The 12540-nt window shown below is 45.8% G+C and carries 8 protein-coding genes; 5 read left to right on the forward strand and 3 right to left on the reverse strand.

The window, feature by feature from the left end:
* The first annotated feature begins 84 nt into the window (after window positions 1–84).
* The gene (locus tag DFP77_RS06205) at window positions 85–3225 is read left to right on the forward strand and encodes a DEAD/DEAH box helicase (protein ID WP_114411411.1); all 3141 of its coding nucleotides are present in this window, start codon (window positions 85–87) and stop codon (window positions 3223–3225) included.
* Window positions 3226–3459: 234 nt separating this feature from the next.
* Here DFP77_RS06205 and DFP77_RS06210 read toward each other — a convergent pair whose 3' ends face one another.
* Window positions 3460–4326, reverse strand: coding sequence for a YicC/YloC family endoribonuclease (locus DFP77_RS06210; RefSeq protein ID WP_114411412.1), 867 nt, complete (start codon window positions 4324–4326; stop codon window positions 3460–3462).
* Window positions 4327–4539: 213 nt separating this feature from the next.
* Between DFP77_RS06210 and rph the strand changes: the two genes are divergently transcribed.
* From rph to DFP77_RS06230, 4 genes are all read left to right on the forward strand, one after another.
* Entirely contained in the window at window positions 4540–5259 is a 720-nt protein-coding gene (gene rph, locus DFP77_RS06215) for a ribonuclease PH (RefSeq protein ID WP_114411413.1), read from the forward strand.
* Window positions 5260–5570: 311 nt separating this feature from the next.
* Window positions 5571–6311: a substrate-binding periplasmic protein gene (locus DFP77_RS06220; protein WP_181858501.1), complete on the forward strand. Its 741-nt coding sequence runs from the start codon at window positions 5571–5573 to the stop codon at window positions 6309–6311.
* Window positions 6312–6329: 18 nt separating this feature from the next.
* A complete protein-coding gene (locus DFP77_RS06225; RefSeq protein WP_114411415.1) occupies window positions 6330–8744 on the forward strand; it encodes a putative bifunctional diguanylate cyclase/phosphodiesterase in 2415 nt (804 codons plus the stop codon).
* 124 nt (window positions 8745–8868) lie between these two features.
* Complete coding sequence (locus DFP77_RS06230; protein WP_258861081.1) at window positions 8869–9402, forward strand: hypothetical protein; 534 nt, start codon at window positions 8869–8871, stop codon at window positions 9400–9402.
* Window positions 9403–9503: 101 nt separating this feature from the next.
* Here the strand turns inward: DFP77_RS06230 and ushA are convergent, their stop codons facing one another.
* The gene (gene ushA, locus DFP77_RS06235; protein ID WP_114411416.1) at window positions 9504–11111 is read right to left on the reverse strand and encodes a bifunctional UDP-sugar hydrolase/5'-nucleotidase UshA; all 1608 of its coding nucleotides are present in this window, start codon (window positions 11109–11111) and stop codon (window positions 9504–9506) included.
* Window positions 11112–11361: 250 nt separating this feature from the next.
* Window positions 11362–12471, reverse strand: coding sequence for an ABC transporter ATP-binding protein (locus tag DFP77_RS06240; protein WP_114411417.1), 1110 nt, complete (start codon window positions 12469–12471; stop codon window positions 11362–11364).
* Window positions 12472–12540 lie beyond the last annotated feature (69 nt).

Genomic DNA, 12540 nt, shown 5'->3' on the forward strand with positions numbered 1-12540 from the left:
GGGAATATAGTTCACCGTTATAAGAGCGAATACCTCTGAGGCTTGCTTTTAATCACTATGCTGAAATCGTACAAAAGGGAGTTTATGCAACAGTCTGGCATATATGAGCAGCTGATTACTCAGCTAGTAGAAAAGCGTCTCGATCGCGAGCGTTTCTATGTAGGTGAACGCGAATTGACAGCAGCAGAGGCGTCAGTTTGGTTATCTCGCTTTTTGGGCAACATTCTTGATTACGCTATTGGCTCTATTCCTAAGGGGGACCAACAATTACAGCAGCAAATAGAGTTGTCCAATGAATTGCTGCTTTGGTTGAAAGAGCGTTTGCAGGAAGATGGCTTAATCGAAGAAAACCTTATTGATAGCCAAGGCAAAATTCTGACTGCCTTATATGAGCTGGAAAACCCTGTCGCAGCCAACCTTAAGCAATATGTGGAAGATGTATTTCCACTGACGGGACTGACGCAAAGCGAACTGTTTTGTGGCAGCAATGCGGGGTTATCCCTTGAATCCGAATTGAAGCGAGAGATCTTGTCTGCGGATAAGATCTATTGGTTGGTATCCTTTATCAAGTGGGCGGGGATTCGAATCTTCCGCAAAGAGCTTGAAGAATTCACCGCCAGCGGTCGAGAGCTAAAGATTATTACAACGTCCTACATGGGCGCGACCGATGCGAAAGCGGTGGAGTATTTGGCGAGTTTACCCAACACCGAAGTAAAACTGAGCTACAACACCGAACGCGAACGTCTCCATGCTAAAAGCTATTTGTTTCTTCGCAATACCGGCTTTCACACGGGCTACATTGGCTCTTCTAACTTATCCCATTCCGCCCTGACCAATGGCTTGGAATGGAATCTAAAAATAACGTCACAAGAAATCCCTCATATCATCGACAAGTCGTTGAGCACATTTGAGACCTATTGGGCTTCCAATGAGTTTGAGTTATTTAATGGCGATACAAGCAGCACAGAAAAGCTCAATCGAGCCTTGCGACAACAGCGTGGTGGCGATGAACAAAGCACGACTCACTTTTTTGATGTCACGCCGTTTGCGCATCAAAGTGAGATTTTGGAACAGTTGACCGTAGAACGAGAAATTCACCAACGCTTTCGCAATCTTGTTGTGGCCGCCACAGGTACAGGAAAGACACTGATTTCTGCGTTTGATTTTGCTCGTTTTGTGAAGCAAAAACCAAATGCGACCTTCTTATTTGTGGCGCACCGAGAAGAAATTTTAAAGCAGGCTCGTGCGGCATACCGTGGTGTATTACGCGATGGTGCCTTTGGTGAGCTTTGGGTTGGCGGCCATTCGCCAGCGCATTATCGTCAGTTATTTGTTTCGATTCAGACGCTCAATAACCAATTGGATCAGCTCAAGCTTACTTCAGACTTTTACGATTACATCGTGATTGATGAAGTGCATCATATTAAAGCGAATAGCTATCGTGCTGTGTTGGACTATTTTCAGCCGAGTTTATTGTTGGGCTTAACAGCGACACCGGAGCGTCATGATGGCGGTGATATTTTGGCCGACTTTGGTGGTGTGATTGCTGCTGAGTTACGTTTACCGGAAGCCATTAACCAGCGCCATTTATCACCGTTCCAGTATTTTGGTGTTGATGACGATACGGATTTACGGTCGATTCCATGGAACCGTGGCCGTTACGATATTGCGCAGCTCACCAATCTTTATACTCACAACCAAGCTCGTTTTGACAAAATACTGCTGAGTTTGCAGGAGATCGTTACCGATATTAGCCAAATGAAGGCATTGGCATTCTGTGTTAGCCGTGAGCATGCAAAGTATATGGCGAGCCAATTTGTGCTTAAAGGTATTAAGGCGGATGTGCTGACCAGTGATAACAGCGATGAGCGTCAACAGAAGCAGCAGGCGATTCGTAGCGGACAAATCAATGTGTTGTGTGTCGTGGATATTTTCAATGAAGGGGTCGATATTCCAGAAGTCGATACCTTGCTGTTTTTACGGCCAACGGAAAGTCTCACCATTTTCTTACAACAGCTTGGCCGTGGTTTGCGCCTAGCTGAAGGAAAGGGATGCTGTACGGTACTAGACTTCGTTGGAAACTCACGACCAGAGTACGATTTTGCCAATAAATTCAGAGCGTTAATCGGTAGAAGTCCAAAAGCGATCATTGATGAAATCAAACAAGGCTTCCCTCATGCGCCGTTAGGGTGCCGAATTGAGCTGACGAAACGCACCCAAGAGCTGGTCTTGAGTAACATCCGACTAGCAACACTTACTAAAAGCCGTCTGGCGGACATGATTCGCCAATTTCCACAGCATTCCACACAACCTCTGACACTAGCGAACTTTATTGCTCAGCATCCGCACATTGATTTAAATGAGCTGTATAAACGTGGCAGCTGGGCTGAGCTGGTAGCGAAATCCAAAGATGAAATTAACGAGGGCTCGCGGATCGGTGAAGCCTTTAAAATAGTGCGTAAAGCAATTCATAATCGCATTCTGACCTGTGACGATAATGGTTATTTAAACTTTCTTGCATTGCTTTGTCAGTCTGACTTCAGCGGCATCAGTGCTGACGATCGTCGTACGGTGATGTGCCATTATGACTTCTGGCAAAAGCCGGGCCCGAATGCTGGCTTTGCATCTTTAGCACAGAGCATCAAACAGCTCAGTCACCTTGGCGTAACGGAGGAGCTGGCCGATGTGATTCGCTGGCAGCTGGCACGTATCAAGCATGAATTGGTAGATATGAACGAGCTGCCAGAGGTGCCGCTTAAAGTCCATGCTCGCTACGCCCGCGAGCAGATATTAGCGGCATTTGGAGCCACCACGTTTGAACGTCAACCGCCTGCACGAGAAGGTGTGTTTGTTATTCAGGATCAAAATATAGAGCTAATGTTTGTCACGCTCGATAAAAATGAAAAGCTGTTCTCACCAACTACTATGTACCATGACTACGCCATCAACGAGTCGCTATTTCATTGGCAATCGCAAAACAGCGCAAGGCCGGATCGTGGGCGTGGTTTGGAATACATCCAGCATCGTGAGATAGGTAAGCGCTTATTCCTATTTGTGCGAGAGCAAAGCAAAGACGAATACGGCCGCACCATGGGTTTCGTGAGCTACGGGGAAGTGGAATACGTGTCTCACACCGGTTCACAACCGATGAGCATTACATGGCAACTGAAAACACCCATGCCGCACTTCATGTGGCAACAGGCCGCAAAACTGGCGGTGGGGTAGATTATGTTAGATCACTACAGTGGTTAGCAACTAAGTTGTCCAAGAGGGATACCCATCATTGAAGAACCCCGTTCTTTCTTGCTCCTTAGATATGAAAAAACCGGCCGAAGCCGGTTTTTTCGCCTTAACTGCCAGCGTAACTGAATCGCTGCGTACAAGGCTGAGTCGTGGAATAAATTCTAGCATGAATGCTCTTTGATGCAATAAAAAGAGCAATACCGATGCTGGTATACATTACTCAATATTCTGTATCTGTTCCCTCATTTGCTCAATCAACACCTTCAATTCCACGGCGCTTTGGGTGGTTTCCACTACGATGGATTTTGACGAAAGGGTGTTGGCTTCGCGGTTGAGTTCTTGCATTAGGAAGTCGAGTCGGCGGCCGATGGGGCCTTTTTGTTGTAGCTGGCGGCGGACTTCTTTGGTGTGGGTCGCTAGGCGATCCAGTTCTTCGGCCACGTCGGCTTTTTGCGCCAGTAGGACGATTTCCGCTTCGACGCGCATTGGGTCGAGGTCGACTTTGGCAGCTTCGAGTTTATCCAGTAAGTTTTGCTTTTGCGCCGCGATGATCTCTGGCAGTTTGGCTTGCACTTCTACAACGATGGCGTCTATGGCATCAAGACGTTGTTCGATAATGTCTTTGAGTTGCGCGCCTTCACGTAGGCGAACTTGGATCAGTTCATCGACGCTTGTGTTAAAGAGTTCCACGACCGCTTTTTTGATGATCTCAAAGTCACTGCCTTCTTCGCTCAGGATGCCAGGCCATTTCAGGATGTCGAGAGGATTGGCAGGGTCCAGATCTTTGAACCATGTGCCAAGCGTTTCTATGGCGTTTGCCAACGCTTGGGCGTTATTTGGGTTGATTGTCAGATTGGTAGCGGCTTTGTCTACGCCTTGGAAGCGCAGTTGGCATTCTAGTTTGCCGCGGTTGATTTTTTTACGCAGCACGTCACGAAAAGCAAACTCAAGCTCGCGGAAGTTTTCTGGTAGACGAAAGCTAGGCTCTAGGTAGCGCTGATTCACTGAGCGAACTTCCCAGCTGATGGTTCCCCAATCGTATACGGCTTCTTGGCGTGAGAAGGCTGTCATGCTTGCTGTCATGTTGAGTACCTAAGTAAAAAATAAATAGAGAGACCTTTGCACGATTACTGTGCTTGCCAGTACTTTGTTAAAAATAGAGGCGACATTGTAGCCTAACCAGACTGTGTTCGACAGGTGTGCTCAATGTCATGTTTTCCTGTCGCTGGGGGCGCAATTTTATGTGGGTTCGTTATAATTGCGCCTTTATGATGTTTATCGATAGAGAGAGCAAGTATGCGTCCAAGCGGAAGAGAAGCTGATCAATTACGTCCCCTGAAAATCACACGTAATTTTACCAAACATGCCGAAGGCTCGGTGCTGATCGAATGTGGCGACACGAAAGTTATTTGTACTGCGACTGTGGTTCATGGCGTGCCGCGTTTTTTGAAAGGCAAGGGCCAAGGTTGGATCACAGCGGAATACGGTATGTTGCCCCGTTCTACACACAGTCGAGTGGATCGCGAAGCCGCCCGTGGTAAGCAGACTGGCCGTACGGTTGAAATTCAGCGTTTGATTGGCCGTTCTTTGCGTGCCGCGGTGGATCTTAAAAAATTGGGCGAGAACACGATTACGATTGACTGTGATGTGATTCAAGCCGACGGCGGCACTCGTACCGCGTCTATCACTGGTGGTTTTGTTGCGTTAGCGGACGCGATGCGTGTCTTGGTTGAGAACAAAAAAATCAAAGCGAATCCGATCGTATCGCAAATTGCAGCGATTTCTGTGGGCGTTTATAAAGGCGTGCCTGTGTTGGATTTGGACTACCCAGAAGATTCAAACGCTGAAACAGACATGAACGTTATCATGAACGACAAAGGCGGTTTCATTGAGATCCAAGGCACTGCCGAAGGTGAAGCCTTTAGTGATGAGCAGATGATGGGCATGTTGGCTGTGGCGCGCAAAGGAATTAATGAAATCATGGAAGCGCAGCGCGCGGCCTTGTTCGACAAATAAAAGTTATCTGAATGATTAATAGGAGGCGATAGATGGTTTCGTCTTCTAATTGAGAATTTTTAAAATCTAGCTTCGGCTAGATTTTTTTTGCCTGTTATATCGCAATATGGTGAGTTTTTTGGTTTGTAACGATTTGCAAAGCAGCCGTCATAAGGGCGTTTAAAGCTTGAGTCACTCTCAATTCTGCTGCATATTTGTACAATGGTAAATAGGTGATGTTTTAGTCTAATTCCCCTGAATAGAGCGGAGAATAGCGTTATATGAAAGGAGCCAATCATTTTTTTATTTCTTGTCTTCTAGGCTACCTATTAATGTCTACTGCGCCTATTTATGGCGAAGAAATTGTTTTACACACAATTCACTTACCGCCTCATATTATTGACCCTAACATTATTCCTCCACCGGAAGGGTTGGATGAAGACGCTGTATACGGGTTTGATGTGGATATATTACGTGCGGCTTATGCAACACAAGGTGTGCTAGTACGAGTCGAACTAACGCCTTGGAAGCGTATTATGCGTGACGTTGAAGAGGGGCTGATACTGGGTGCAGTGTCTTGTCGACGGCTTCCAGTACGTGAAACCTTTGCGTTGTTTTCAGCACCGCTGAGTGATTCTGCTAATGCGTTTGTTACTCGTCGCGCGTTTCTAGATGATGAAGTACCAACTTTGTCTTTGCTAAATCAATACAGCGTGGCTGCAGTAAATGGTTGGTCTCAGACTGATATTTTGAAAGGGGCCAATATTCCGTACTACTCGGCTTCTGGGTTAGACCAAGGCATTAACCTTGTGTTACGCCGCAACCACGATATTTTTATGACGGAGCGCGATAGCGCTATTTTTGCAGCAAGGCGTATGGGAGTCATTGACCAGCTCAGTTTTTATGACGTTTCAGGGTTAGGCCTTGACCATTATGCCGGTTGTTTTAGTAAGAAGTACCCGAACGCTGAACAATGGCGCGACCTTTTGAATAAAGGGTTAAAAGAATTGAATGAAAGTGGAGAGAGGGACGCGATATTCGAAAGATATGGTCTTCCGTTTCTATCACATTAGCGCACAGCATGAGGAATTATGTTACCACTTCGCAAGCGTCTTTCTTATAAACAAGCCAAATGGGCATTGATGCTGATTTTATTGCTCAGCTTGTCGATGAGCTCTCTGCAAATTTTTGTGGATTGGCAAGACGAGAAAGCCACCATTCAATCCCAAGTTATGTCGACATTGTACATCGCCGAGAATGCGGCGACGGAAGCGGCGTATTCATTGGATGAGGACTTGGCCAAAAAAGTACTTACTGGGTTGATGCGTTCGGACAGTTTTTATAAAGCGCGTTTGGAAGATGATTTGGGCTACGAGCTGGCAAGTGCATATCGTCCCTTACAACCTATGTTTTTACGGGGCTTATCTGGAAAAGTTTTTAGTGGTCTACCACAGGACTTCCGGCTGACGTTAATGCGCCATGCTCATTTGTCTGTGGGGGCTGTTGTTGTCTCGATCGATAGCGGTGCCGTAACGAATGGCTTCTTGTGCCGTAACTTTCGTTTACTTGCGACGTCACTAATCTCGGCATTGCTGCTTGGTGCGGCTATGTTTATGTTGTTCTACGTGCAGATCTCTCATCCACTTTCTCGACTTATTGAGCAGTTAGGCATGCTAGAGAAAGAGGATAACGGCCCTGCACAGCTGCGTTTTACTCAGACGGCTCGTGAAGATGAATTGGGTATTTTAGCGCGAACGATCACGGCGCTCTGGCATAAACGCAAGAAGGTCGAAACAGAGTTGGCCAAAAGTGAAGCCTACTTCAGGGCGGTACTGCATCAGTCCAGTGAGTGTATGCTACTGACCAACTTAAAAGGGCAAATTCTCGATTGCAACGGTGAAGCCTGTCGATTATTGGCGTATGACAAAGCCACATTATTGACGTTAAAAATTCAACATATCGATTTTGACCATACTGCAGAGCGATTGAAAGAGTGGGCCGAAAGGCCTCATGGAGAGGCTCAAGTTTATGAGACTAATTACCGTCGTAGTAATGGTGTCGATTTCCCTGTCGAAGTGTGTGGAAATATTATCGTTTTGGACCACGATGCGCATTTTCTGGCGTCTTTTCGTGATATCACACAGCGTAGATTAGACCAAGAGCAAGTTCAGTTTTTAGCGTATTACGATGCATTAACCAACTTACCTAATCGACGTTTTTTAAATCAAAATATCGAGAAAGTAATCGCCATGGCACAGAGCGAGGGTCACATTGGTGGTCTGTTGTTTATTGATTTAGACCGCTTTAAAAACGTCAATGATTCCATGGGCCACCATATTGGCGATGCGCTTTTGATTGAAGCGTCGAAGCGTATTTTATCTTGCTTATCCGACGCAGATATTGCCGTTCGAATGGGCGGTGATGAGTTCGTTGTGATGGTTCCAGTGCTCGCTGATGATTTTGAAAGAGCACAAAATAGAGTGACTGTGCTTGCAGAGACATTATTGCTGCAGTTGTCTCAATCATTTTGTTTGGAGCAGACGGATTTATTTATCTCTGCGAGTATTGGTATTAGCTTGTTTCCACAGGATGATGCAAATGGCGCACAAATCTTGCGTTATGCCGATACCGCTATGTATGAAGCAAAAGAGAGTGGTCGCAATGCCTTCCGTTTTTATCGGCAAGGTATGCAGCAGCAAGTCACCGAGCGCGCGTTACTTGAAAAGGCGCTACACAGTGCGATTAGCAATGATGAATTTTACTTGGTGTACCAACCTCAGGTGAATGAATACGGCCAATTGATCGGCTTTGAGGCGCTGTTACGTTGGTTTAACAAGGAATTGGGTTTGGTTCCGCCAAATCGCTTTATTCCTGTCGCTGAGGAAATCGGCCTAATATACGATATTGGTAATTGGGTCCTTGAAACCGTTTGCCAACAATTGAAAATATGGCAAACCATGGGCTTACCGGCAGAATTTAAGGGCGTAGCGGTTAATATCAGCCCTCATCAATTTTCCAAAGAGAACTTTGTAGAGACAGTTCAAGGCGTCATAGAGAATGCTGACATTGACTCTGGTTTGCTGGATCTAGAAATTACCGAAGGTATGTTGGTCGAAAACATCTCCTCTGTTGCAGAGAAAATGTGGCGCCTTAAAGAGCAGGGAGTGCGTTTTTCTATTGATGATTTTGGTACTGGTTATTCATCGTTACGTTATCTTCAGCATTTCCCGATTAACCAGTTAAAGGTGGATCAATCTTTTGTTCGAGACCTTTCCTGTGATCCTAAGAGTCATGTGATTATTAATACTATCGTTTCAATGGCGGCGCATATGAACTTGTCTGTTTTAGCAGAAGGGGTGGAGAGAGTTATTGAAAAAGAAATCTTGAGCGACATCGGCTGCACAACTTACCAAGGTTACTATTTTTCGATGCCAGTAAAAGAGGACCTCGCCACTGAATATCTTCGTAGTGCGGTGGTTTTTCCGTTACAAGCAGAAAATGTTTAGCACATAGCGTCGAGTCTTCTTATGTTTTTGGCGCTAAATGTCAGTCATTGTGCGCGTTTTTGCGCCTTACAATAGCTGAGTTCTTTGCCATTATCTGTTCACAATAAAAATAAGGAGAAGCAAGGTGAACAAACTGATTGGTGGTGTTCGTGTTTGTGCTGGTATCGTCGCGGTTATGGCGCTAAGCACAGGAGCGCAAGCGTCAAATGACGACTTAGCAGGCAAGTGGCTTTTGCAAGATGCGGGAAGCACGCAAGATAAGCTAGACGAAGCGGTTGAAAACGTGGCGCAGGAGATGAATTTCTTTATTCGTGCGTTGGCGCGACCGGTATTGAAAAAACAAACACAGATTTGCCAGCAGTGGACGCTAGGTTGGCAAACCGAGCAGTTCCAATGGCAATGTGACAGTGCCGAGGTGGATTCAATGCCTCTTGCCGCTCAAGGCGATGTGTTTAAGCAAGACGAAGAAGGGATTGATATATCGGGTACTTATCAGCGTACAACTGATGCCGTTGTGTTGGTATTGGAATCAGAACGCGGTAAACGCACCAATACTTGGAAGCAAGTAGGCGATAATGAATTGCTGTTTACGGTTAAGCTAGAATCCGAAAAGCTACCAACACCTTTAACTTGGTCCTTGTCCTATAAAAAAGAGTAATCCTGTTGCTAAGCTGCTTTTTAAGGCTGTTAATAATAAAGCCCCAATAGACGCATATACATCTATTGGGGCTTTTTTGTAGCTATTATGCTGTTTTTTGATTAACGCTTCACCGCACCTGTTGGCGCAAACTTCGCGCCATCAAGCGGGTAGTTATTACTAATATATTCCACCAAAACATCGGCATCTACATAACCTGAGTTAACGTAGTTTGGGTGATCAACGATTTTAGGGTAGCCATCACCGCCTGATGCAGAATAGTTATTCATCGCAATACGGTAGGTTTCCCCAGCTTCTAATGCTTTACCGTTGACCATGATGTTGCTCGCTTTGTCATCTTTTAATGTCAAAGACACACCGCTGAACTGAGCAAACGCCCCTGTGCCTGCCTGCTTCGCAGCCAAAGCAGAAAGGTAATCGGTTAGCTCGTCCGCTGTGAAATCAACATAAGACACCATGTTGCCGAAAGGCTGAACTTTCAACACGCTCTTATAGGTGACTATCCCTTTTTCTAGGTTGTCACGAATGCCGCCAGAGTTCATGACGCCAATGTCTGCGTTTACTTTTTGCTTCATCGCGAAGGCAATTAGGTTGCCTAAATTGGTTTCTTGGCTGCGGACAATGCTGCGCTCGCCAACAAAGTCAGCATTTGAGAAGCCAATTTCGACATTCAACTCTTTCTGACCTTTTTCTTGGAAAGGCGTTAGCATTTCCAGCATGGTTGGGTCTTGGGCGATTTCTTCTTGGATGAAAACTCGCTCAGATTTACCATCGGCATTGGTGACTTTTTTCTTCAGGTTAACCGGAATGAGTTCGTATTCAGACCACACAATGGCGCCATTTTTGTAGACAAAGTCGAGGCGGCCAACGTATTTACCCCATTCGTGGGCTTGTAGAATTAGTGTGCCGTTCTGCTCGTCAGGTTGAGTCAGAGGGTTTTGAGAATGACCACCAACGATAACATCAATACCAGGAACGGTGCGAGCTAGCGTTACATCACCTGGCGCATTGCCACCGTAGTTGCCATCTTTGTAGTGGCCCATGTGAGTTACAGCAACCACTAGATCAGCTTTCTTGCGTAGCTCAGGAATCAGTTTTTTCGCAACCGTGATAGGCGATTCAATCTTGATGCCACCTAGGAATTCAGGGTTACCCAGTTTAGCGGTATCGTCTGTGGTGAAGCCGACAACCGCGATTTTAAGATCATCTACTTGGAAAATTTTGTAAGCGTCAAACAAAGGCTTGCCCGTTTGCGCGTCTAAAATGTTCGCAGAAAGGAAAGGGAAACCTGCCCATTCTTGTTGTTTCTTCAGTACAGAAAGCGGGTTGTCGAATTCGTGGTTACCCAGTGCCATTGCATCGTATTTTAGCATCTTCATGCCACGAAAATCTGGCTCTGCGTCTTGTAGATCAGACTCTGGAACGCCTGTGTTGATGTCACCACCCGATAGCAAAAGGGAATTGCCATCGTCTAATGATACTTCTTCACGAATGTTGTCGATCAAGGTCTTGCGAGCGGCCATACCGTATTCGCCCTTACTGTTTTGCCAGAAACGACCGTGATGGTCATTGGTGTGCAAAATGGTGACCCGATATTCTTTGTCCGCTTGCCAATCTGGCTTTTGAGGTCCCATCATTGAACAGGCCGTTACAGAGAGAGCAACGCCTGTAATGGCAAGATTCGTGATCAAACGCTTGGTAAATTTCATGGATTCGTTCCTTACATGATATTAGTCGGCCGTTCTTCGATTCTGAGTAATCAAATGTCGCTTTGGAGTGACTTCTTTGATTGCAGTTCTGAAAATGTATCTCATATTTGTGACAAGTTCGAGAGACTGTGCAGTAATTTTGACCATTTGTGCAATATCTTACGCTTTTCAGGTAAAAAAAAGCCTGTGATAGAGGTTCACTCTTTCACAGGCTCGCTTATAAAAGCTAAAACGTTATAAATAACTACTATCAGACATCAAGACGTTTGCCAGACTCTTGATCAAAAACAACCGCTTTAGAGGTATCAAACATCATTTTGATAACTGAACCTGCAGCGGCTGGGTACATAGGGTTAGAACGACAGTTGATTTCAGCATCGTTAACACGAGTCAAAATCATCGTATCGGCACCCATAGGTTCTGTTACTTCCACTTCTATGTCTGTGGTCGTGACAAATGGCTGGCCTTCTTTGTGTGGCTGCGGTTCAGTGATCATTTCTGGGCGCAAGCCAAGCAACACGGTTTTACCAACGTAATCTTTTAGTGATTCTGGTTTCGGGAATGGCAGCGCTACGGTTGTGCTGGTGGCCAGTTCCAACATTGGTGTGCCATCTTGTTCAACGACATTCGCAGGAATGAAGTTCATTGCAGGAGAACCCATGAAGCCCGCAACAAACAAGTTCGCTGGGTTGTCATAGATTTCTTGTGGCGTACCAAGCTGTTGAACTTGTCCGTCCTTCATTACTGCGATGCGATCGGCCAATGTCATGGCTTCTATCTGATCGTGTGTTACATAAACGATGGTTGTGCCTAGCTTTTTATGTAGCTTCTTGATCTCTGTGCGCATCTCTACGCGCAGTTTGGCGTCAAGGTTAGACAATGGCTCATCAAACAAGTAAAGCTGAGGACGACGCGCTAAGGCACGACCCATAGCAACACGCTGACGCTGACCACCAGATAATTGTGCTGGTTTACGGTCAAGTAGGTGACTGATTTGCAGCAATTCCGCAACGCGTTGTACTTCCACATCACGCTCTTCTTTTGGTACTTTGCGCATTTCCAAACCGAAAGAGATGTTTTGCTCTACCGTCATGTTTGGGTACAGGGCGTAAGACTGGAACACCATCGCGATATCACGATCTTTTGGGCTGGTATAAGTCACGTCTTTATCAGCGATCAGAATACGACCTTCGCTAACGTCTTCAAGGCCTGCAATCGAGTTCATCAGGGTGGATTTACCACAACCAGATGGCCCAACCAAAATCAGGAATTCACCCGTTTTGATGGAAATATTGATGCCTTTTAAGATTTCAGTCTCGCCGTAGCGCTTTTTTACATTATCAATGACTAGGTTTGCCATGTTATTACTCCGAATTTTTTAGGTCACTCGTGCTGTGTTAGATAGAAGGCACGAGTGCATTTTGTCTTT

The sequence above is a fragment of the Marinomonas foliarum genome (genome assembly GCF_003337275.1).
GTDB lineage: Bacteria > Pseudomonadota > Gammaproteobacteria > Pseudomonadales > Marinomonadaceae > Marinomonas > Marinomonas foliarum.